At 42.8% G+C, this 25,587-nt stretch carries 14 protein-coding genes; all 14 read left to right on the top strand.

Features of this window, described 5'->3' with window-relative positions:
• Window positions 1-105 precede the first annotated feature (105 nt).
• The 14 genes from fabZ (at window position 106) to MKX60_RS05995 (ending at window position 25,556) form a co-directional block, all read left to right on the top strand.
• Window positions 106-528 carry a 3-hydroxyacyl-ACP dehydratase FabZ gene (gene fabZ, locus MKX60_RS05930; protein WP_076285655.1) on the top strand — a complete coding sequence of 141 codons (423 nt, stop codon included), beginning with the start codon at window positions 106-108 and terminating at the stop codon, window positions 526-528.
• A gap of 47 nt (window positions 529-575) precedes the next feature.
• On the top strand, window positions 576-2,297 hold the full coding sequence (locus tag MKX60_RS05935; RefSeq protein WP_341059283.1) for a phospho-sugar mutase: 1,722 nt from the start codon (window positions 576-578) through the stop codon (window positions 2,295-2,297).
• A 134-nt stretch (window positions 2,298-2,431) separates the two neighbouring features.
• Complete coding sequence (locus tag MKX60_RS05940) at window positions 2,432-4,468, top strand: DUF5693 family protein (protein ID WP_341059284.1); 2,037 nt, start codon at window positions 2,432-2,434, stop codon at window positions 4,466-4,468.
• Window positions 4,444-5,580, top strand: coding sequence for a polysaccharide pyruvyl transferase CsaB (gene csaB / locus MKX60_RS05945; protein WP_341051395.1), 1,137 nt, complete (start codon window positions 4,444-4,446; stop codon window positions 5,578-5,580). The genes MKX60_RS05940 and csaB overlap by 25 nt, the downstream gene beginning before the upstream one ends.
• 6 nt (window positions 5,581-5,586) lie before the next feature.
• On the top strand, window positions 5,587-6,342 hold the full coding sequence (locus MKX60_RS05950) for a WecB/TagA/CpsF family glycosyltransferase (protein ID WP_042192439.1): 756 nt from the start codon (window positions 5,587-5,589) through the stop codon (window positions 6,340-6,342).
• A gap of 116 nt (window positions 6,343-6,458) precedes the next feature.
• The gene (locus MKX60_RS05955; RefSeq protein WP_042131352.1) at window positions 6,459-7,586 is read left to right on the top strand and encodes a glycosyltransferase family 4 protein; all 1,128 of its coding nucleotides are present in this window, start codon (window positions 6,459-6,461) and stop codon (window positions 7,584-7,586) included.
• A 159-nt stretch (window positions 7,587-7,745) separates the two neighbouring features.
• The gene (locus tag MKX60_RS05960) at window positions 7,746-11,708 is read left to right on the top strand and encodes an S-layer homology domain-containing protein (RefSeq protein WP_341059286.1); all 3,963 of its coding nucleotides are present in this window, start codon (window positions 7,746-7,748) and stop codon (window positions 11,706-11,708) included.
• A 219-nt stretch (window positions 11,709-11,927) separates the two neighbouring features.
• On the top strand, window positions 11,928-12,269 hold the full coding sequence (locus tag MKX60_RS05965; protein WP_042131350.1) for a hypothetical protein: 342 nt from the start codon (window positions 11,928-11,930) through the stop codon (window positions 12,267-12,269).
• Between the two features lie 793 nt (window positions 12,270-13,062).
• On the top strand, window positions 13,063-15,759 hold the full coding sequence (locus MKX60_RS05970) for an Ig-like domain-containing protein (RefSeq protein WP_179086619.1): 2,697 nt from the start codon (window positions 13,063-13,065) through the stop codon (window positions 15,757-15,759).
• An 87-nt stretch (window positions 15,760-15,846) separates the two neighbouring features.
• Complete coding sequence (locus MKX60_RS05975; RefSeq protein WP_076285661.1) at window positions 15,847-16,383, top strand: hypothetical protein; 537 nt, start codon at window positions 15,847-15,849, stop codon at window positions 16,381-16,383.
• 153 nt (window positions 16,384-16,536) lie between these two features.
• Window positions 16,537-16,803: an alpha/beta-type small acid-soluble spore protein gene (locus MKX60_RS05980; RefSeq protein ID WP_076285662.1), complete on the top strand. Its 267-nt coding sequence runs from the start codon at window positions 16,537-16,539 to the stop codon at window positions 16,801-16,803.
• 342 nt (window positions 16,804-17,145) lie between these two features.
• Window positions 17,146-18,348, top strand: coding sequence for a methionine adenosyltransferase (gene metK / locus MKX60_RS05985; protein ID WP_341059287.1), 1,203 nt, complete (start codon window positions 17,146-17,148; stop codon window positions 18,346-18,348).
• 206 nt (window positions 18,349-18,554) lie between these two features.
• A complete protein-coding gene (locus tag MKX60_RS05990) occupies window positions 18,555-22,595 on the top strand; it encodes an Ig-like domain-containing protein (protein WP_341059288.1) in 4,041 nt (1,346 codons plus the stop codon).
• A gap of 228 nt (window positions 22,596-22,823) precedes the next feature.
• Complete coding sequence (locus MKX60_RS05995) at window positions 22,824-25,556, top strand: stalk domain-containing protein (RefSeq protein ID WP_341059290.1); 2,733 nt, start codon at window positions 22,824-22,826, stop codon at window positions 25,554-25,556.
• Window positions 25,557-25,587: the final 31 nt, after the last annotated feature.

The following is a 25,587-nucleotide window of genomic DNA, read 5'->3' on the forward strand; positions in this document are numbered from 1 at the left end:
TCTGCAGGTGGTGAAGGATATATATAGTTTTTACCGAAGCTGCCTAAATTTATGCAGTTCGGCGAAGAATAAATGAAGTAACATCCGAAAGGAGTTTTGTTAATAATGCTGGATATCAACCAAATTCAAGAAATCATCCCCCATCGGCCTCCATTTCTGCTGGTGGACAAGATCACTGAGATTGAAATGGGTAAACGGGCTGTTGGCATTAAAAATGTAACGATCAACGAACCTTTCTTCGTAGGTCATTTTCCAGGTTATCCGGTAATGCCGGGCGTACTGATTACAGAAGCTCTTGCACAAGTTGGTGCGGTTGCTATTTTAGGGGTAGAAGCGAATCGCGGTCGGATTGGCTTTTTAGCCGGGCTCGATGGATTCCGTTTCCGTGGTCAAGTCGTACCGGGAGATACGCTCACTCTTGAAGTGGAGATTACTCGCCTTAAGGGCAGTATTGGAAAAGGACAAGCTACTGCGTCGGTTGAGGGGAAAGTTGTTGCCTCTGGGGAAATTATGTTTGCGCTCAGCTAATATTAATTAGCGAATATATATTATACATGGAGAAGGAGAGATTCTAAATGACTCAATTAAGCCCAAAAGCGGCAGAAACCTTATCTCGCTGGCTGGAGAACGCTTCTGTTGATGACTCTACGAAGGCGGAGCTGCGCGCTCTGGAGAACGAGCCACAGGAGCTCGAGGAACGATTTTATAGAGATCTAGAATTCGGTACAGGTGGTCTACGTGGTGTAATTGGAGCAGGTAGTAATCGTATCAATCGTTATACGGTAGGTAGAGCTACACAAGGTTTCGCTAAATATATTCTGGAGACGCATACTGGAGAGGGAAAACCTTCTGTTGTTATCGCTCATGACTCCCGTCGTTTCTCGCCTGAATTCACACTTGAGGCTGCTCTTGTATTGGCTGCTAATGGCATTGAGGCTCATTTATTCACTTCTCTGCGTTCAACACCCCAATTGTCGTTCAGTGTGCGGCATTTGAAGGCAACGGGCGGTATTGTTATTACTGCAAGTCATAATCCGCCTGAATATAACGGGTATAAGGTTTATAATTCTGAAGGTGGACAGCTTGTCCCTGACGAAGCCGAAAAGGTCATTTCTTACATATTAGGGGTTGACACTTTTGATGGTGTGAAACGGATTTCCCAAGAAGAAGCGGAGCGTCAAGGTCTGCTGCACTGGCTTGGTGAGAAGGATGACGAAGCGTTTACCGATACTGTCGCTGCGGTTAGTCTTGCAAGTGAAGAGATCGCCTCTACGCTTGGAAAAGACTTCAAAATCGTATACACCCCGCTACATGGTACTGGTAACCTGCCAGTCCGCCATGTGCTTGAGAAAATAGGTTTCACACAGGTGCATGTTGTACCTGAGCAAGAACAACCAGATTCCGAATTTTCCACTGTAAAATCACCGAACCCAGAAGAACGCGAAGCCTTTACACTGGCTATGAAGCTGGGCGAAGAGTTGAATGCAGACCTCTTAATTGGCACGGATCCCGATGCAGACCGTATGGGGGCAGTGGTTCGTGACAATGAAGGTAAATTTGTTGTTTTGTCGGGCAATCAATCTGGAGCTTTGATGATTCATTATTATTTGAGCCGTTTACAGGAACAAGGTAAGTTGCCTAGCAATGGTGCAGTTGTGAAGACTATCGTGACGAGCGAGATGGGGGCTGCTGTAGCCTCTCATTATGGTGCAACTGTATTTAATACGCTAACGGGCTTCAAATATATTGGGGAAAAAATGACTCAATTCGAACAATCCGGAGATTACACATATCTTTTCGGTTATGAAGAAAGCTATGGTTATCTTGCAGGTAACTATGCTCGTGATAAGGACGCCGTTCTTGCGGCTATGTTGATCGCTGAAGCAGGTGCTTATTACAAAGCTCAAGGCAAAACATTATATGATGTTCTTCAGGAATTGTATGAGCAGTTCGGATACTTCTTGGAAAGCCTGGAGTCCCGTACACTGAAGGGTAAGGATGGCGTTGCGCAAATTCAAGGTATCATGAATGATTGGCGTACGAATGCACCACAAGAAATTGCGGGATCTGCCGTTACAGAGGTGCTGGATTATTCGCTAGGTTTGAATGGTCTGCCGAAGGAAAATGTACTAAAGTATTTGCTGGCTGACGGTTCATGGTTCTGCCTGCGTCCTTCAGGTACCGAGCCAAAGATTAAAGTTTATTTTGCGGTTGTGGGTGAATCCTTGCGGAATGCTAAGGATAAGGTAGCTACACTATCCAAGCAGGTTATGGCTCGTGTTGACGGGGAACAATAAAATAAGAATATAGATCGCGCTCTATATTGTGAAATTATATTTTTTACGTAGAAACGGGTACCGTCTCTAAAAGGATGACGATCCGTTTCTACTTTTGTAAAAAGAGTTTTGAAGTGAAAGAGGAGGTACTTTTGGTGCAGCAAAAATGGCAACGTTGGAATATTTCTTCCCGAAAGTGGCTGTGGATCATAGTTGTGGTTGGCGTTTTAGCTGCCTTGCCAGTTGTCTATGACCGTCTGCAGACGGAGAAGTCTTCCAAGACAGTGGAATTTGTATTTGATTACCGTGATTTAGTTGAAGTAGCAAGCTATCGTGCAAATCCGCAGGATTATATTTCCGAACAGTTAGATCGTCTAAAAGATGCTGGTGTTCAGAGTATGGCGATTTACGAAAGCACGCTGGAAGATTATCGGAAGGCGCGTCGTCTAATGATGTGGGGTGCGGCTGATATCGCTAATCTTACGGATACAATCATTCCGGTGAATGAGAACTATACTTATGTTCTTTTTACTAATCCTGATTACTACCAGGCCCTGGCGCCTGTCATTAAAGAGGCATTCGGTAATCTTGGGATTACTTCGAAGGAATGGAGTTTCCGCGGACAACAAGGTCTTATTATTGAGACTCCAATAGAAGATGCTACACTGAAGCCACTTCAGCCGGATCCATTTACACTGGAGATGCTGCATGACAAAGGGTTCACCATTGTACCGCGTCTTGTAGATTCTTTGACTTATAATAAAGCAACAGTTAAGAAGCTGTTAGATCGTTATGAAGAATTGGGTGTAAAACGAATCCTATTCGAGGGAGAGTCCGTTAAAGGGTTTAATGATGATGTCGATACGGCTAGTATCACTGACTTTGCAAATCTCCTTAAGGAACGTGGAATCGGAATTGCAGCAATTGAAAATATTAAGAAGCAGCAGAAGGGCTTTAACAAGCTTGCTTATTTGCTGGACTATAACGTAACACGGTTATACTCCCTTAGCGAAGGGGACTCTGCCTTAGATCCAAAAGTGATCTCAGATCGTTTCGCGCTGGCAACAAAGGATCGCAATATCCGAATGATTTATTTAAATACGATTCCTTCGCGAAATACAGCTAAGGCACAGATTACAGATACGCTAGACAACCTTGTCACGAGTCTGAGTGATCCTGGTGGTGCCGTTGAGCAGATCAAAGACAATGGGTTTAAGTTAGGACAAGCTACGGCTTTTGAGGTTGTAGATTCGTCTTATCAGCGTTACTTCAAGTTAGTTGCGGTAGTTGGCGCAGTCTCTTTAGTAGCGCTGCTGATTTCATACTTTATTCCATGGCTTACGATCCCGGCATGGGTGCTAGGATTACTGGGAAGTGCAGGCCTGCTGGTCTTGAAACCAGAGCTATTTGAGCAGGCACTGGCGCTAGCGGCTGCGATAAGTGCACCAACCCTGGCGGTTGTACTTGCCATTCGTAAGGTTAATGAAATGGGACCTCCGCTACGGAACAATACCCTTACCTATAAGGCTATGAGCCCGCAACGTCGGTTTACGCATAGTCTGGTGCTTTATTTGAAGACGTCATTAATTTCTTTGAGCGCTGTGCCATTCGTGATCGCACTGCTCAACAACATAACCTACAGCCTAGTGCTGGACCAGTTCCGTGGTGTTAGTCTGCTCCATATGGCGCCTATCGGCCTTGTAGCACTTTATGTACTCCTCTATCGCGGAGAGTTTGTCTTTAACAAGACAGGTAAGCTGCTGCGTACACCAATCACATTAGCTATGGTTCTTGCCGCTATGGTTCTTGGGGTCGTAGGTATGTATTATTTAAGCCGTACTGGAAATGGTGGTAACGTAACACCTCTAGAAATGGCCTTCCGTACATTCCTAGAGAATACGGTTGGTGTCCGGCCGCGTAATAAAGAGTTTTTGCTCGCACATCCGTTATTAATTCTTGGTGCATTTCTGGCCTTTAGATATCGGAATGCAGCATTTATCATGATCATTGCCGTAATTGGTCAGCTCTCCATGGTGGATACCTTTGCACATATTCATTCACCTGTTCTGATCTCGCTGGTTCGTGGATTGCTCGGTCTTGGACTCGGACTGATCATTGGTGTAATTGCCGTAATCGTATGGCAGATTGCAGAAGGGTGTTGGAAACGATGGTCGCCACTCCTAAAAAGATAGTTATCTCTGGTTACTATGGTTTCCGTAACAGTGGAGATGAGGCGGTGTTGCAGTCCATTCTAATTGCACTGCAGAAACAGTCTCAAGCTTTGGGTATATCCATTGAGCCTATAGTGCTGTCCATTGATCCTGAGTGGACGAGCGCCACATACGGAGTGAAATCCGTGCACCGGATGAAGCTTGTTGAAGTCCGTCAAGCGATTTATGAGAGCGCTGGTCTGATCAGCGGTGGGGGCAGCTTGCTGCAGGATGTCACAGGTAGCAAGAGTATTCCTTACTATTTAGGTATTATCAAGCTTGCGCAGTGGATGGGGAGACCAACCTTTATCTATGCTCAAGGTATCGGGCCAGTGAATCGCAAGCTTTTTCACCCTTTAATCAAATCCGTGTTTCGTAAATGTACTTATATATCTGTGCGGGATGAACAATCCCGCGAGCTTCTCCTATCTATGGGACTGGAACAGAAAAAGATAGAGGTTGTTCCCGACCCGGTTATGGGCTTGTCTTTGCCAGAGGACACGGATGCTACTACACAATCTTCAGAATTATCTGATTCACTTCCGGTGATTGGGATATCGGTACGTTTTTGGGAGCAAGACCGCAGAGAACTGGAGGCTCTTGCACAAGGCTTGATTAAGGCCAACCGTGAGGTTCCGTTACATTTGCGATTTCTCCCTTTTCACACCCCTTCGGACAATGAGGCTTCACGTTATATGATGGAGAAGCTGAAGGGAATCATAATCGAGCATGGTGGGCAGATCAGTATATGTGAGGATGCTATTCACCCGCAGCATATGCTACGGGAAGTGGGACAATGCGATGTTCTGATCGGCATGCGACTTCATAGCTTGATTTACGCGGCTGGAAGACGTGTTCCACTGATTGGTATTTCTTATGATCCAAAGATCGATCATTTTCTGGACAGAATCCAGTGCTATCCTGTTGGAGCAACGAACACACTTGATGCTGAACATGTTGCTGCCGAGATTGTTCATCTTTTGAACACAGGACAGGAATGGAGAGCGGCACGGGAAGATGTCATTTCCAAGTTGATTCAAGAAGCAGAGGCACCAGCTCGGCAAATCGTAGAATATTTTCACCATAAAGGATGATCTAAAGTGAAAGCAGAAAGCGCGGTACCTACAGTTCCTATTTTTGGAATTAGAGTCTCGAAAGTTGATATGGCAGCAACAGTTGCCTATTTGACGGAGGCTGTTCATACCCGTATCCCGCATCAAGTGATTACAGCTAATCCAATTATGGTTATGGCTGCACTGGAAGATCCAGCTTATATGGATATTATGAAATCGGCTGAATTGGTTGTCCCCGATGGGACAGGCGTTGTATGGGCTGCTAATTATTGTAATGAGCCGGTATCAGAACGGGTAGCAGGTTATGATCTGTTACATGAATTGATGCGGCAGGGTGAAAGATATAGTTGGAAGGTATATCTTCTAGGTTCTACGCCTGAAGTGATTCGGGAAACCGCTGAAAGGTTACAATTGCAATATCCGGGTGTTATCATTGCAGGATATCACGACGGTTATTTTGGTCCGGATGCAGATGAAGAAATTGTGGCTGGAATTGTTAAGGCTAATCCTGACTTATTATTTGTTGCCAGAGGTGCGGATAGTCAGGAACCTTGGATTGCTAAATATAAGTCCAAACTGGGCGTTCCGATCATGATGGGGGTCGGCGGTAGCTTTGATGTGATCTCTGGGAAGAGCAAAAGAGCGCCAATAGCCTTCCAAAAAATGAGAATAGAATGGTTGTACCGTCTCCTAAAAGAACCTACACGGTACAAACGAATGCTTGCACTGCCGAAATTCGCATTAAAAGTGGTGCGTGAGAAAGATAAAGTAACAAAAGTCTAGCAAAATGCCGATATTCACCTAGAAAATGAGATAAATAGCCTAAATAAAGGATTGGAATTTGTTTTTGTAACAGCGTATAATTCAATGCGGTAGAGAAATGGGGGTCGACTGATCAAATGTTAATCATATACATCGCTGGATTTATCGTATGCATGGGACTCGCACTTGGCCTCACACCTTTGGTGAAGAAATTCGCCATTAAGATTGGTGCAACAGATGTGCCGAATGCTCGTAAAGTGCACACGAAAATTATGCCCCGCCTTGGCGGATTAGCTATTTTTCTAGCGTTTGTGTTAGGCCTGCTTGCCGTATTGCCGATTATTCCATACGAGTTCACTCCGCGGGAGGTCAACTTCATCAAAGCGCTGCTGTGTGGTGGCGGACTGATTGTACTTATCGGTGCACTCGATGACCGATTCGAATTATCAGCAAAAGTGAAGCTACTGGGCCAAATTATCGCAGCCTGTATCGTTGTTTTCGGCTTTGGTATTACTGTAGATTTTGTGAATATTCCATTTAACAATACGTATTCCTCACTGGAGAGCTGGATTGCTATTCCGCTTACGATTTTCTGGATTGTCGGTGTTACCAATGCCGTTAATCTGATCGACGGGCTGGACGGGCTTGCGGCTGGTGTATCAGGAATTGCAATTGCTACGATTGCGGCAATGGCTTTCGTGATGGGAAACACCATGGTGGCAATGCTGTGTCTGTTGCTTTTGGGTAGCATCATCGGATTCCTGTTCTTTAACTTCCATCCTGCTAAGATTTTCATGGGAGATACGGGTTCGCTGTTCTTAGGCTTTTGCTTGGCATTACTTGCTTTGCTAGGATTTAAACAGATTGCAGTGGTTTCGTTTATTACACCTTTGCTTATTATCGGTGTACCATTGTCGGACACGTTCTTTGCGATCGTGCGCCGTAAGCTGCAAAAGAAACCAATCTTCGCACCAGATAAAGGTCACTTGCATCACTGTCTACGCGAGCTTGGCTTTAGCCACCGCCAGACTGTACTTATTATTTATGGTATTGCTGCGTTTTTCGGTATTCTAGCTGTCATTCAATCATCCGCAGCTCTTTATGAAGCGAACTGGGTTACGTTCGTGGTCATCTGTATCATGCTCTTCTTCCTGCAGATTGGTGCTGAAATCACTGGTTTGATCGGTAAGACTAAACGGCCGCTGATTGATTTCTTTTTAAGAATGCGTATGAAGGCTGATCCAGAAAGAGGCTCTAAGTCCTAAGTGACTAAGCAATTATTCTAAAATTTTCTAAACTTAACAAAACTCATCCGAAATCGGATGAGTTTTTTGTTATTTTCCCTAAAAATATCGCTACTTATGACCGATAAAGAACAAAGTGAAGGTTTACGAGAACTTATACTCAAAGGAGAGATATAACACATGCAACGCTTTAAGAGACCGTTCGTTTGGCTGATGCTGGCGGCTTTGATCGTTTCTATGTTCCCAGGTAAATACACGCCGATAGCGGCAGCGGCTACCACGACATACTTCAGTCCGGATGATCTCACACTGAGAAATACAATTGAGCTGAAACAGGAGATTGTGCCGGATACCGATCCGAATGCCGTATATAATATTTCAAGACAAACCGTTTATAAGACAAGCAATCCGAATTTTTCGATTACCGGTACGTATGCACAGGTAACGACTTCTACAATGAAAGTCACTGTACAGCAATTGACTCAAAGTGGTAGTAAATGGGTTACAGATGCTACCCACTCGACTACCGGCGCAGTAACCACTGATACTACAAATCCTACTAACCGTTTTATTGCTAGTGGGCTCACATTGTTTACAGGATACAATAAGATTACTTTTTCTGGGATGCAAGGTACTTTAGAGCGCTCAGAATCATTTTATGTTCTTTATGATAAGGTTCCTTATATCTCCTCTCTACAAGTTCTTGGAGGTGGACCTTCCGCGATTAATTTGAATGAGGGAACTAAGGTTGTTGTTCCTAATCAACAGATTACGCTACAAGGTAATGTGACCAATGCAACTCGAGTTGGCGTTTCATTGAATGGAGGATCATCACTGCAAACCTCGCTACTTGAGGATGGTACATTTTTCACTCCAGCATTAACGCTTAAATCAGGGGAAAACACTTTGGAGATCGTTGTGCAGAATGCAGCGGACTCGATTACAATAAAACGCTCAATTTATTACTTTAATACAAACAGACCTTTTACTGACTTGCAGATCTATCATGGTGATGGGTCGAACTTTAAAGCTCATAACATTCTTGATAATGTTCCTACACTGACTGCTTCAGATACTACTGCTAATATCATTGGACAAGTTCTTTTACCTTATAGCGCAAGTGATAAATCCTTTGAAGCTGATCATACAGTCAAGATTAATGATCAGGTTGTTCCGGTTAAAGTGTTGAAATCATACACGATTTCGGCAGATGGTGTTTATGTACCAGTGGAAGGTAATGCTGGAGATCAGAAGGAAATAGTTATTCCGGGTCCAGATGGTGTGACTCCTCAATACCGACTGGTTTCTTTCATAACTACATCGCCATTTACCCTTACTTCGGGATCTGGCAACGTGGTACTGTCCATTAAATATGGTTCTTACGAGACTTCAACCAAAGAAAGTTATAAATATCTGAAAGATGAGACTGTGATTACAGATATGTTTTATCTTTCAGGATATAAAGAAGCTGCAAGTGTTGATATTTCTTCCGTTTCAAAACTAGCATTGAATGGTTCTCAGGTTGAAAAACCCGATTTCTACATTTTGGTGAAAACAAATGTTGCCCCAAAAACAGGAGCGACATTGCAGGGTTCTTACCTACCACTGGGTGCTTCGCTAGTCCTTACGGAACAGCCTAATGTCACAGGTTTAAAAGCTAATGAAAAGGTGTATAAAGTTGAAGGGTTCTCAAATGGCCAGCAAAAGGTGAAATTTCAATTTTCGGGGTCTCAATCCTTTTATAATGCCGATATCGCCTATGTTTCTAAGAACTATATCTATGTAGCTAATTTGAATGATGGACAGACCTATACTTTTAATTCTGCTACCAGCTCTAATAGTATGACTATTTCTGGTGAATATATTGGATTTGAAAGCATCGGAAATCCTCAATTTTTTATTAATGGTATATCGAACGATAAAATAAAAACAGATGCACATAAAAATGGATATGAGTTTAATGTAACGCTGACGAATCCGAAGTTTTCTTTTGATTTACCTATTTCTTCCTCGGGTCCACTAGTTTATGGTGAGAACAAGATTGTGTTTGTTGGAACCTCGATGGATAAGGCAAATAATAAAAGGGAAGTTCGAAAAGAACTGCGAATTTATATTATCGATACGAATGTCTCTAATTTGTCACAGTTCCATCCGGCTATATCTAAGGGACGGGTCGATTTTACCCATGATTTAGTGAAGGATTACACTGATAAAGAGCTTAATGACATTCTTGGATTGACTTCTGAGTTCATTTATAAGGATGAAAAATTTGTTACCAGTCAAACTAAATATGATTTGGTGTTAAGAGGCGGGGCGGCTACTAAGCTTAACTTGTACCAAGGATCAGACCTGTTCCTTTCTTTTGGTAGTGAAGTTTTGACTGGAAATGCTTCTGGACACAGGAAGCTAAATGAATTCACCTATAATAATCAAAAATACTATTATGATTTCTCCGGTAACAGCACGGAATTTATGCTTCGAATTCGTGATATCCCAGCAGAAACTGCTGGAAGCATTGTATATAATCTTGAATTAATCAATGACACAGGTGCACGGACGAATCAGCGTCTGGAAGTTGTTCGTGAAGTTTCTCCCTATCGCGTACTGTCCCCGGTGGCAACCGTAGGTGAACAGATCGTTGTTAACAAAAACTTTGTTCGTTTTGATATTGAGGCTGAAGGTGCTACAAAAGTCATTATTGATAAATATGAGGCCGAAAAGCGAACTGATCTGCCGAATCGTTTCACACTGGATTATGTAGGATTAAAAGCAGATAAAGCCACAACAATTAAAATTCAAATTGTTCGCGCTGATTCTACTCTCAGTGATACGATAAGCGTGTATTATGCGAGTGCCGTTCAAGTAGATACGCAGTATATGGCTGAGAAAGTTGCAACGAAGTATAGTGCGTTTAATAAGGGACTAGAACTGAGCTTCCCTAAAGGTACACTTATGAAAGGCTATACTACCTCAGGTGCAGCTAAGTACTATCCAGATACAAAACTATTGTTCGGTATTGCTGATCCATTGGATGGTGTTGTTGAACGTAAAAATGATTATGGCAATACTATTAACGTCGATGCTGATGCACGGACTCCAGGTGGCTTGAGTACGTTGTTGATCCCTTCAGATCTTGTATTACGATTTAACTCAACAGTAGAAACTAATAACTTCTCACGTGTATCCGATATTTATTGGCTTAGCGGAGGTTTGGGAGAAAGAGGTACAAAAGGTACTGCTCTTTATAAACCGGCTACTAACGGGATTGCTCCATACTCAATAGAAGGTAATTTCACACAAATTGAAGCTGAACGCAAGATTGTACCATCCCAGCGAGGTGATCTTACACTAACCTTTAATCCAAATATTGTTGATGAGGTTGGTTCCACAATCACTGTATTCCGTTACACGGACTCAGGACAATGGGAGAATATTGGCGGAGAAGTGGACACAAAGAAACACACAATCACGGTGCCATTTGATCAATTTGGGTATTACACTGTAATGAAGCTTCGTCGTGGATATAACGATATTACCAATCACCCATGGGCAAGAAATATCTTGAATGGTCTTTATTCTAAAGGCATTATGAAGAATTTGCGTTTTGACCAATTTGGTGCTGACAATACAACAACACGTGGAGAATTCGCTACGTTGTTAGTGAAGGGCTTGAGCCTTCCATTGAATTATAATAATAATCAGCAGACGTTCTTCGATATTGTACCTGAAGCAGTTTCTACAACTTGGGACTTCAAACATATTGAGACAGCAGCAAGAGCTGGTATTATTACTGGATTAAGCGATGGTTTCTTTGGTCCGGATCAACCTGTTACGCGAGAACAGGCGGCTGTGATGATCGCTCGGGCACTTAAGCTGAAAATGTCTACAAATGACAATAAGTTGTTAACCAGTCTATCTAAATCTTTTGTAGACACCGGTAATATGGATTTTTACTCTCGGCCAGCTATTGAGGCAGTTTCCAAGGCTAAGATCATGGAAGGCAGTGCAGTGACGATTACAGGGCAAAAGAAGCCAGTATATAATTTTAATCCAAAAGGTAAGCTTACACGTGCAGAGGCTGGTAAGATTGCTGTAGAACTGCTCAAAAAGAGCACAAGTATTTTCCCGAAAACTTTTAATTAAAGCGTTAGGATTAAAAAAACGGCCAATTTCGCAAGAAATATTTGCGGATTGGTCGTTCTTCATTTCATTTAAATGGTTAATCTCAACCAATTTTACAGTTGTATAATAGTCAACTTAGAGAAAAGTGTAAACTTACCAGAGACATATATTTTGTATTCTGCTTCGATTTACGTTACAATAACTTAGAAAATATTATTTTCTGAAAGGTGAAAGCCAACCATGAAACCGATTTTAGCAAAAGCACAGTTGGATTACATGAAAGCCAAGAATATGTTTGAGAATAGAGCAAAAGTGTTGGAGAAGGAAATCGCGGCTAAACGGGCACTACAGGAAATTACACAAGAGGTCATGGAGGAACTTGTGCAGGCTACAGGATTCCATGATTCATACAACGAGCTTGTTGTGGCTGAGAATGCCCTGATCGAATGGTCTCATACTACAATCAAACATGAAAAGAGCTACCGCGAGAACCGCGCAGCTATTGATGCAATGTACGACAATGTAAACTCAAGTCCTGAAAAGCGTCAGGAATTGATCCAGTTATCTATGAAGATTCGTTAGACCCTACTGTAATAGAAGCAAGCGCCGGCAACGGCGCTTTTTTGTTGCGTTCAGCATCATGATGCTGTCTTTAAAGTGGATCTCCGAATGGTGACGGTAAGTAGTGGTCATTAGCTTACGAATCATCAAAGTAATGAACCAGGAGGCTAACCAAGAAAGAACATATTTGATTGAACCTATAAACGAAGGTTTTTAGGTTATAGCTTTAAGAGCTGAAGCTCAGAAGGGGAGCCGCTATATAATCAGCCTACGGTGAATGTGAGTAATCAGGTCTTTCCGCCCCGTTATACTCAAATTTTGTAGGAATGTTTAAATAAATAGCACTAGTGTTAATGATACTTAGTAAATATTGCATAATGACGTTTAGAAAACGACTATGGTATACTATTTTCCGTAGCAACCCATGATTAACAATAGTTAGTAGAACATACATATGTATCTTCTATTGGGATTGTGCCGGAAAACAAAAAAAGAAAAGATTTTTTTGAGAAACCGCAACTTTTCCAAATCTTCTGCGTTTAAGGTGTAGAGTCATTTACACAGGCAGTTGAAATTAACCAGTGGTAAAGCGATTTTAACAAAATGGAAAAATTAGCTTTACGTGACTTGAGGCACATTGTATAATACTTAGGTATAATTAGGAATCTAGTATTGTCATGTCCTGATCATTGTTTACCAGTTTCTGTGATACCCGTCACAGACATTATTTATACTTAATTTGCTCAACTCTGGAAAGGGGGTGCATCGGCTAATGAGTGACACGAGCTACTCAACTAAAGAAAAATCTCAGTTTATGAACGTCCAAGGAGGAGAAAAAAAGGTTATGAAGAAAATTTTATCCGTAGCATTATCTACAGCAATGGCATTCTCGATGTTTGCCTCTGTAGCGTTTGGTGACGCAGCAGCAACTCCGCAACAAAAATTTGACGCTTTGGCAGCAAAAGGTATTCTCAATGGGTACCCAGATGGTCAAGCTCACCTTGAAAAAGATCTTACTCGCGCTGAATTCGCGAAGATCGTTACTAAATTGTTCGATCTTACTGAAGTAACTAACAAATTGTCTTACAAAGACAAAGGTTACAACGCTAAGAACTGGGCAGTTCCTTACATCGAAGCTGTTACTGCAGCTAACTTGATGCAAGGTAAAGATACTGTTAAAGGTATCTTCGACTACAACGGTAAAGTAACAGTTGAAGAAGTAGCGGCTGTATTGTTCCGCGCTTTGAAACTTGAAACACCAGCAACTAGCGACAACACTGCATCAGCATGGGCTAAAGGTTATGCTCAAGCGGTAATCAATGCTGGTCTGATCGCTAAAGACACTAACTTCAAAGCTAACGCTAGCCGTTCTTTGGTAGTTGAAACAGCTTATGCTGTTGATCAATTGAAAGCAGCTCCTACTGTAGCTTCTGCTGAAGCAACTAGCCCTACTAGCGTAGTTGTAACTTTCTCTGACAAAACTACTACTACTGTAACTTTGACTACTGCACTTGTAGAAGGCGTTGAAACTTCAATTTCCTTCAAACACAACAACCACGACTACACAACTAAAGTAACTTTGGCTGCTCCTAAGGTTCTTTCCGTAGAAGCTCCAAACGCTAAACAAGTTGTTGTTAAATTCAACCGTGCAATCAGTGCTGATTCTGTAATTGAAGACGGCAAATTGGTTGCTGACACTGTTAAAGTTGTTCCTGTAAGTGGAACTGCTGTAACTGTTGCTGGTTCAGCTGCAAGCTTGAACGAAGCTGGTACTGAGTTGACTATCACTTTGGATAAAGTTGATACTGACTATCTGAAAGGTCAATATACTGTAGTAGTAAGCGACGCTGTTCTAACTTCTGCTGGAACTAAAGTTGCTTCTTACACTACTTTGTTGACTGTTGCTGATACAGTAGCTCCTACAGTTAAGGCTATCAATGCCGTAGCTAAAGATTCTACTAAAGAAGTATTCGTACAATTTAGCGAGCCAGTAAAACAATACAGCTTTACTGCTACTGTTAACGGTGCTACTGTATCTGTATCAAGAGAATCTGCTGATACATTTAAATTGACTACAAATACTGCACTGAAAACTGGTACAGCTAATGATGTAGTGCTTAACAAAGTTACTGACTTTGCTGGTAACGTTGCAAGCTCACTTAAAACTAGTGTAACTGTAGTAGCTGATACTGCTGCTCCAACGATCGTTAGCGTAACTCCAGAGAGCGATCAATATGTAAAAGTTAAATTTAACAAAAAAGTTAACGCTGCATCCTTCAAGGGTAATGTTTCCTTGTTGAAAGCTGACGGTGACAAAGTTGGTAACATGAACGTTATTACAACTGACGATGGCGACACAATTAAACTACAAGTACCTAGTGGTTTTAACTTCCCATCATCTGGAACTTTCACTGGTACATTGTCATTCGCAGCATCTGTACGTGATACATTGGGTAACACTCTTGGATCTACTGTGACTCAAGCAGTTACTTTTGTTAAAGACACTACTAAACCAACTGTAGTATCTGCTACTTATGGTACTAGTGGTCTTGTACTGACTTTCAGCGAAGATGTAGTACTTGCAACTGGATCTGTTAGCATCATTGATGAATCCACTGGTGCTGTTACTGGTCCAGCGATTACTCAAGCTGATATGACTGTAAAAGGTGCAAAAGTAACCGTTAAGACTAACAGTACTTTGAGCGGAGACTACACAGTTCGTTTGACTGCTGGCTTGGTGAAGGATAAAGCAAGAACAGCTAATGTTTCTGACGCAGCAACTGTTGCTCTTACAGCTGAAAAAATCAACACTAACGATGACAAGAGACCTACTGTTACTTCTGTAGTTTATACAGCTGGTTCTTCAGAAGCTGGATACCACCAATTTACAGTTACAGCTACTGATAACGTTGGTTTGAATGTAGCTTCACTTCGTGATGCTAGCAGCTATGTCCTGAACGGTGCTGCTCTACCTTCTGGTTCTTACGCTGTTGTTGATCCAACTAAGGTTGTAGGTACTGCTACTAAACCAACATCTGCTGAAGTGAAAGTATTCATTCCAGTAGGCGGAATTACAGAAACTAAAGATTACACATTCAAAGTTGTTGGCATCTCTGATGCAGCTGGCAACGGAATGGAAAATACTGCTTCGGCTTCGGTAGTTCATAAGCTTATGAACACAACTGCTCCTAAATTGACTGAAGCAGCTATTAACAGCAATTCCGCTTACCTGACATTGACTTTCTCAAACAAAATTAAAACTGCTTTTGATGCAGACTTTGATGTTGTTGTAGGAGTAGATGGTAAAGAGCCAGTAAAAGCAGTTGTAACTGCAACTGTTGGTTCTGGTAGCGAAGAAGGTAAAGTATTGTTGAAAATCAGTGCTCACGGTAAAGAAATCACTGATTTGAACACTGTTGATTCCCTCACAGTTGAAGTTAAGACTGGTGCTACATCCGTAGACGGTGATGGACTTAAACTTGTTAGTGGTAACAAACAAACTGTAAGATAATTAGCTTCCTTTCGAAGCAAGAATAGCCTCTTCGGAGGCTATTCTTTTTTTATAGGCATTTATCCCCACTCATGAGGAGGAACTTCATTGAAATCGGTATGGAAAGTAACAACAGCTGCTGTATTACTGGCTGGTGGTGTATGGGCTGGATCACTGTTGAATGTTACTGCTGAAGGTGCAGGTGTTGGTTCGCAGCCTGGAACAGCAGATGACCCTGTGGTTACCAAAAGCTATGTTGATCAGCAAATTCAGAAAGCACTTACAGGTGGTACAGGTACAGCTCCAGTAGCTACAGCTACTCCGAGTCCAAGCTCAGCTCCAACAGCTACAACAAACCCGACTACTAGCAGTAATGAATCCGTAATTGTCGATGTAAAACCAGGACAAACCTTAATTGCTTCCGCAGGCGCTGAATTTATCGTTCGTGCGGGTAAAGCGGTTATCTACTCTCAGGATGCAAATGGTGTTGCTGATTTAACGGATGGTAAAGACCTTGCCAATGGAGTAGCTGCACCGACTAACCATTTATTATCTTTCCCTCGTGATGGTCGTGGTATTACTGTGCAATCAGGACAAACTCTTGGCCTTGTTGTCATGGTTCGTGGTGGATATACACTAAAATAATTTGTAATAATATATATTCATAATGCCCGTAAAAGTACTTAATCATACATGCAAACTGATTTCCAAAGTTACAAATCATTGGCGCGATTGAAGAGTAGCTGTTGGACGCACAATATTCCTGTAATCTTACAAATTCACAGGAGGTGCTGTAACATGGCACGTAACAATCGTACAGTGGTACCGGAAAGCCGGGCAATGCTGAAGCAAATGCAATATGAAATTGCAGCTGAATTTGGTTTATATGGAGCGCATTATGGAGGCGGAGCAGACACAGAGTTTGCTTCTGAATTAGGAGCAATCGGAGGTAGTGGTTCTGGCCGTAGCCAGTATCTTGGACATCTTAGTTCGAGAGATAATGGCTCTGTTGGTGGAGAAATCACGAAGAGACTCATTAAGCAAGCCGAACAGTCTCTTCTTTAATAATATCAGGCTGAAGGAATTCTTATTAATCCTATCTGATATTTCTTTTTAATACTGTGGAATCAATATTTATACTGTGATGGAGGGGCTTCGGAGTAATTGACACCACCTCCCAAATAAGATAATATGACTTTTGAGGAAAGCCTTAGACCTTTTCCATATGGGAAAGGTTCATTTTTTTGAAGAGTTTAGTGAATATAAACATGAAATACTGCAATCATCCTTCATAAAAAGAACAGGCCCCTGAGTTTCTTTGTTTTATATTTTTTTATTAATTTGGCCTGTGATTATTAAGGAACTCCTTATACAGTGTCAGACTAACCATAAGGGAGGTTGTTATACTTGTCTATTAAAGGGCGTCATTTGTTTACTTCTGAGTCCGTGACGGAAGGGCATCCGGATAAAATCTGTGACCAGATTTCCGATGCGGTATTGGATGCATTTTTAGCTAATGATCCAAATGCACGTGTAGCCTGCGAAGTAGCAGTAGCAACTGGTCTTGTTTTGGTGATCGGGGAAATCAGTACCAAATCTGAGTATGTAGATATTCCTGCCATCGTACGCAATACCATTAAAGAAATTGGCTACACACGTGCAAAATATGGTTTTGATTATAATACCTGTGCAGTTTTGAGCTCACTTAATGAACAGTCAGCTGATATTGCTCAAGGTGTAAACTCTGCTCTCGAGCACCGTGATCCAGCACAATTGGCTGAAGAAACAGCAAATATTGGTGCGGGTGATCAAGGCTTAATGTTCGGTTTTGCTACGAATGAGACACCTGAACTGATGCCGCTACCGATCGCTTTATCTCACCGTATTGCTCGTCGCCTATCTGAAGTTCGTAAGAACGGAACTTTGGAATATTTGCGTCCTGACGGGAAGACACAAGTTACGATCGAATATCAAGATGAGAAGCCTGTACGCGTAGACGCTATTGTAGTATCTACACAGCATGCGGAAGAAATTTCTCTTGAACAAATTCAGAATGATATTAAAGAGCATGTAATTATGCCGGTTGTTCCTGCAGAACTGCTCGATGCTGAAACTAAGTATTTTATTAATCCAACAGGACGATTTGTTATTGGTGGTCCTCAAGGGGATGCCGGTCTGACTGGACGGAAGATTATCGTTGATACGTATGGCGGATATGCTCGTCACGGCGGCGGCGCATTCTCTGGTAAGGATCCAACTAAAGTGGACCGTTCTGCGGCTTATGCAGCTCGTTATGTGGCGAAGAATCTTGTAGCTGCAGGTCTAGCTGATAAATGTGAGATCCAGCTTGCTTATGCCATTGGTGTGGCTACTCCTGTCTCGATTAATGTGGATACATACGGAACAGGTAAAATCAGTGAGGAAAAAATGGTTCAACTGATCAGCAACAACTTTGATCTTCGCCCTGCGGGTATTATCTCCATGCTTGATTTGCGTAAACCAATCTATAGACAGACTGCAGCATACGGCCATTTTGGACGGACTGATGTTGATCTTCCTTGGGAACGCGTAGATAAAGCGGAATTACTCAGAGGTCAAGCAGGATTGTAGTTAATTATATGTTCTTATAATACGTTACGTTAAGCCCGCAAGTTGGCACTTAGTGTCAGCTCTGCGGGCTATTTTTATGTAGTGGACAGAATTAGGATTGATTCTAATCATAGAGAAGTAGACTACTAAACTTTGTAAGCCCTTTAACCGAAATATAAGAATATACATAAAGACGTTAGTATGGTTTGAGAGGAGTCTATCACGGCATGAAAAGAAAAATTTCAATATGGACGGCAATTTTTCTAGCAGGAGAACTGGTACTTGGAGCAGGGTATCCTTCTATCGGAATTGGAATATCGGCAGTACATGCTGCAGCGGAATTTGGCATTAGTGTGTCGCCAGCACCTGGAGCAACCTATGTAAATATCGGATCATCTCTTAAATTAAGCTTTGATCGTCAAGTAAACCCACAGGCTGGAGAAATTACCATCACGGGTCAGGGTGATAGTACACCTTTTGTGACGATTCCTATTGGTAGTTATGGTTTAATCGGTAGTTCAAAAGACTACGAGCTTAAGTTAGGGCCAAACCAACAATTCACTCCGAATAAGGCATACACGGTCACAATTCCCAAAGGATTGTTCAAAGATAATGAGGGTAATGAATCAGGACTTACTTCATGGGCATTTACCACCGCTCCAGAGAGTAATACGGCTATCACGGCAGGCAACTTTTCACCGGCTAGTAATGCAAGAGTAGATGCCGGGAGTTTAAAGGAGCTCAGTCTGACACTAAATAAGCAGCTGTTAAAAGGTGGGGGCTCTATCCGAATCCTCTCCTCAGCAGATAATACAACCGTGCAAGAGTTCAGAATAAAGGATGATGACACTAGAGTTAACGTTCTGACTGATGCTAACTCTACTACAGTTAAATTAACGCTAGAGAAAGCATTGGCGGCCGGAGGGAATTACTATGTTCTTATTGATGCCTACGCTTTTAAGGATGTTGATAATAGAACGTTCTCTGGTATTTCTAGCGGCAATGTATGGAGTTTCTCTACAAAAGGTGTAGCTGAAATTCCAATGACTCCATCCCCGGCTAACGGTGCAGGCGGTATATCTACCACAGGAGCGCTACAGCTCACTTTTGACCGTCCTATGATGCCTGCATCAGGTGTAATTACGGTGTCCCCAGGGGCAGCTAACGATGCTAGAACAAGATGGCTTAATGTGAACTCCCCAGCCGTTACTGGAGGAAGCAGCAGAACTATAACATTGAATCCAGCATCCACAGCCTCACCGCTGCTAAACGGCACACAATACACAGTTACGATCCCCCAGGGTGCTTTTTATGATCAAGATGGAAATGTATTTCCTGCCTCGGGCCCGTACACTTGGACCTTCACAACGGTATCTTTGACTGGACTTGGCGTAAGTGCTTTGAATCCATCTGATCGAAGTGAATCTGTTGCTAACAACAGATCCTTTTCGATCGCGTTTAATCGGGATGTGAATTACAACAGTGCAGTGGCCAATGGTGTGGCTCTATATAAAAGCGGAGGATCTCAGGTGCCGGTTAACGTTACCCGGAGTACCACTACAGCTAAAGAATTTATAATCACACCTTCTGTAGCGTTAGATAGTGATTCAACTTATTACATTGATATCGCTAAAGGGGCTTTTGTAGACGCAAGTGATGCTAACGTTCTATATGACGGGTTAAGTGGTAAGAATTCATGGAGCTTCAAGACCTTGTCTCTGGACAAAACAGCTCCACAGCTCACATCTGCACAGCTTGAGAATAACCGAACCATTCGTCTGAAATATAATGAGACGCTCAATTCATCCATAGCGCTGCTGACTTCAAGCTTTGGAGTTACGGTGAACGACGAGAATCGAGCGATTGAAAGTGTTTATATTCAGGGAGATAGTGCCTACGTGGTGCTGAGTACAGGAGTAGCTGTTGGACAGATTGTAAAGGTCAGCTATAATGGCGGACTGCGGACGATTCAGGATCCAAGCGGAAATGCAGCGAGCACTTTTAGCTCTAAACAGATCACGAACTCCATCGAGTCCTCCATGCCGACACCTAAAGACGGGAGAATCACGGGAAGATCGGTAGTATTAAACTTTAACGACACATTAAAATCGGTTTCCTATTACGCTCATAACCAGTTCTCTGTGACTGCAGATGGAAGCTCACTTGGGGTCAACTCGATCAGTTCCAGTGGCAATACAGTATATTTAACGTTGAGCAGTGAAGCATCAAATGGACAGAACGTTCGAGTGTCCTATTATGCAGGTTCTTATCCTTTGCAAAATTCTTATGGGCAAAATATCGCAGATTTTACTGATTTCAATATCCGTAACAGTAATGATACGATTCCGCCAGTGTTCCAAAGTGCAACCGGAGGCGGCACTAAAATCATTCTGAATTATAATGAAGGCTTGTCTACAACCAATCTCCCACTGAATAGCCAATTCTCTGTGTTAGTGGGCAGCACGCCTAATTATGTGACTAATGTATCGGTCAGCGGTACTCAGGTTACGTTAACTCTCCAGACAGCGGTGAAGGTTAATCAGAATGTGACTATATCTTATGTGCCGGGCTCTACCGGAATAAGCGACTTGAATGGAAACCGAGCGGCGTATATTAACCTGCAGCCTGTATCCATCTCGGAAAACAGCGGCACTACCATACCGGAGATTAACTCAGCGACCGTTTCTGGTGACGAGCTAACCGTTACTTTTGCCAAGAATATGCAGGCATCCGGTTCCCTCTACACGAATCAGTTCGGAGTTCGAGCAGATGGCAGCAGCTTGGGCGTGCAATCCTACTCTATTTCAGGCAATATTCTAAAAATAACGTTATCCTCGGTTGTAAAGACCGGTCAAACAGTAGACCTGTCCTATATGACTGGTACCGGGACTATTAAGGATTTGAGTGGGAATACACTATCCTCATTCTCAGCTTTATCAGTTCAGAATCTAACTGGCGTGACCACTGGATCTGGAAATCGTCCATCCTACCTAGGAACACTTGCAACGAGTGAGTTTGGAAAAGAGTATGCACTATTAAAGAGCGATTCCTCGCAAATTGTGGATGACCGTTCTGTATATAATCAGTCTGTAAAAAGATATACTTTAAACGCAGATCGAATAGCTGCCAGTTATGAATATCTGTATAAGATGAATAATGATGTATTGGCTTTTGAGGTTCCTTCCACGGAGCAAGCAGCTTTTGTAACTGCTCCGCTAAAACCATTACTAGACGCGGTGAACCGTAATAAAAATACTAAGTTCATGATTCGTCATGGAGATAACCTATTTAGCGTAGGGCTCGATGATATTGATATGAATGGGCTAGCGAGCAGCCTGATCTCGGACAGTAAAAATATTTCGCTCGTGTTCCGCTTGGATAAAGTTCCAGCAGGTACATTTACACCTTTTGAGCAAAAGCTACAGACGATGGGTATGCGAACTATTACTAGTCTTATGGATGTCCGGGTGACGGCGATCGTTAGCGGTAATTATTCGAATGCCAAGGCACTGACAGTACCGGGAGAATATACCGTACGTACTACTTCTTCATTAAATAGTGCGCAGACATCTGCGGCCAGATTGGACCTTTCCTACTACGATGCAGCTTATTTACCTACAAAAATCAGTACGGTTGGCAACTATACGGTTATTCGTGCTCGTACCGCTGGTAATCAGATTTTAGGGACTTTCTTATCCACCCGAGCTTTCACGGATATGGGTAAGCATTGGAGTAATGCAATCGTAGCTGAGCTTAACGCAAAGAATATTATTGATAGCAGCTACGGTAGTGCGTTTAATCCGGAGAAAAAAATTACCCGTGCTGAGTTTGCTATTATGCTCAGTCGAGGTCTAGGTTTGCTAGGAGACCGTGAGACCGCACAACGTTTCCGGGATGTGCAGCCTTCCACACAAACTGGAGATTACATTGGTGCAGCGGCTAAAGCTGGAATTATCACAGGGAATACGGATGGTACCTTCCGTCCGAATGATAATATAACACGCGAGCAGATGGCGATCATGATGATCCGTGCGATGGAATATACCAATCATCCTATTACACTAAGCGGTACTTCTGCCTCAACACTTGCAAAATTCAAGGATAAGGCAAAGATTCAGAATCAAAGTTCGGAGTTCGTCGCAAAGGCAGTACAATCAGGGATTATTTTGGGCATGACAGTAAGTGAATTCGGGCCCCAAGGCAATGCCACCCGTGCTCAAGCTGCCGTGATGTTACAACGGATGCTGAAACAGACTGATTTCTTGTGAACAACTCTTATAAATAACCAAACAATTGGTAAAGCCCGGCAATTATGCCGGGCTTTTTTTGTCGTCTAATTATGACACTTTTGACTCTATAAAGCTTGAAATCTCTCAATTTCGCAACTTTTTGGCTTATTTTCAGTCTATTAAAAGAGTACTAGGAAAATAGGAACCAGTTTCCAGACATTGATATGGACTGATAGAGTACAAAAGAGATGGGAGAGTTACGTTGAAATGAATGAAGTTTTCATGGAGAAGAAGAGTAGCGAGGTTGTACGGGGAATAAGATTATCTTCCACTAAAAAGTGGATTGCTGCTTCATTGGCTGGTGTGTTATGGATTATGCCGGTAATCGGCAGTGAAGGTATGATGCTGTTTGGTCAGGGGTCTGTACCAATCGCAGCTGCAGCCACAGCTCCTTTTAAAGTAAGTAAGCTGGGAGAAGAAGTGATTACTTCGGGCGCCATTATGATGAAATATAAATATACTACTACACGTTCTGGGGCGAGTGCTTCTGGGCTTGCGGATGTCATTCGTGTAGATCTTAACAATCCATATGTTTCTTTAGATGTAATGACTGGTAAAGGTGGAAATCTGACTACGCGGCAAAGTACTGGCGGGATGGCGAAGGAAACTGGAGCCGTGGCCGCAGTAAATGGCGATTATTTTAATACAGGTGGAGAGGGTGCTCCGATCGGTGGACAAGTCTCAGGTGGAGTACTGGTGTCTACCCCTTCACAATTGGATGGAATGTATGCCTTTGCAGTGACAAAAGATCGCAAACCTATTATTGACGAGTACAGCTTTGAGGGGATGGTAACCGCGCCAGATGGCGCACAGTTTGAGATCTCCGGTATCAATAAAGGCGCTTATAGCCCTGAAGGCGGAAGCTCGACTTATAGTCATGCTAATGCTATGTATATCTACACAGATGTATGGACTGCACTCGACCGCCCTAAAAATAGCTCTACCACTCCAACAGAGGTACTTGTTGAGAATGGTGTAGTTACTCAAATCTCAGAAAATGCAGCACTCCCTATGGCGGTTCCAAAGGGAGCTTATATTTTGCGGGCACATGGCTTAGCCGCACGATATGTTACTGCCCATTTGACGGTAGGACAACCTGTAACAAGTGTGTATTCCCTGAAATCTAAGACTACACAGCAATCGTTAGATCCTGCGAGTCTACAAACAATGATTGGCGGACATACGATTCTAGTAAATAACGGAAAAGCAGCAACGTTCTCTCGTTCTACTAGCAGCATTGGAGGCTATCGTGCACGCACGGCTTTAGGATATTCTCAAGACGGACGTTATGTATATATCATAGCTACTGAGAAAAATGGCAATAGTTCAGGGATGTCTCTAACCGAATTGCAATCATTCATGACCAATATCGGAGTCTGGAAAGGTCTTAATCTCGATGGAGGCGGCTCTACAACGATGGTAGACCGGCCCCTCGGTGAAACCTCTACTACACTCACTTTTAATACAGAGTATGGCACAGAGCAACGTAGCATCGTTAACGGGCTTGGTGTCTACACTAACGCACCGCAAGGTGAAGTAAAAGGAATCAAAATTAGCGGAAGTTCCGCACTGCTGGTTGGACAAAAGGCAACGTATTCTTTAAAAGGTTATGACACTTACTACAACCCTATTGATGTAGCAGCGGGTAATCCTACATGGGTATCAAGCGGCGGAAGCGCAACGGTAAGTGCAGGTGAAGTAACGGCAGTGAAGCCAGGTACCGTTACCTTAACGGCTAAAAGCGGTTCTGCAAGCGCCTCTACAACTGTTACAGTTCTGGGTGGTAATGATCTATCCAGTATGAGTGTAGGTACAGCTACAGCGCCACTGACAGCCGGAACTACTGTGTCTGTCCCTGTTACAGCGGCAACGAAGAGTGGAACAACTATCAATGTTCCGGATTCAGCACTGAAGTGGGAGTTTGTAGGCTTTAAGGGAGCCGTGAAAGATGGCAAGCTTACTGTAAACGCCGTTGATGCAGGGGTTACTACAGGTTATGCTATTGCCCGTTATGATGGATTTAGTGCAGTGGTTGTATTATCAACAGCAGCAGCTACAACATGGGAAGATTTCGAGAAGGTAAGCTATCCAATCGACTTTACTACCAATGTTCCAGCGGTACAGGGTACTGCAACGATAGTGGATGGAACGGCTGAAAGAGTAGGCTCCAAGGTGCTGTCACTCAGTTATGATATGACGGCTGGCAGCGGCAAAATGTATGCTTATGCTCAGCTTAATGGTACAAGCGGTAAAACAGTTCCAGCGCTTGCAACTTCGATGTCGGTTGATGTGATGGGCGATATGAGCTTGAATTGGCTGCGTGCTGAATTTGTAGACAACAGTGGAGCTACAGCTTATGTGGATCTTGCGAAGATCATCGATTGGAATGGTTGGAAGAACATTAACATTGACTTGTCAGGCTCAGGCATTAAATTCCCAGCAACGCTGAAGAGACTCTATGTTGTTAACGTAGAGGAAGGCCAAGATGAACGGGCGAAGACGGGTACAGTTGCCGTTGATAATATCAAGTTTACAATGCCATCGCTTTCTAGTGATGCAGGCTTACCGAAAGGTACGGCTTCCATGAGCATTGGCTCGAAAGCAATGACCGTAAACGGAACAAAGAAAGCTATTGATGTAGCTCCAATTGTAAAAGATGGTAGTACTTATGTGCCAATTCGGTATGTCCTTGATGCTTTCGGAGGCAGCGCTACTTGGGATCAGGTGAATAAGAAGATCATGGTATTACGCGGAGCCAAGGCACTGGATCTTACCGTAAATAAAAAAGAATATCTGCTGAACGGCAAACGTCAAAGTGCTGAAGTAGCACCAATCATTTTACAAGGTAGGACTTTAGTACCGTTAAGACTAGTTTCTGAACAGCTAGGATTAACTGTAAAATGGGAACAGAAAACGAAGACCGTAACTATCGAATCGTGATATGTTAATATAAAGGAAAACCTTTAAAACG

The organism is Paenibacillus sp. FSL R5-0914, from assembly GCF_038004525.1.
Taxonomy (GTDB): Bacteria; Bacillota; Bacilli; order Paenibacillales; family Paenibacillaceae; genus Paenibacillus_AQ.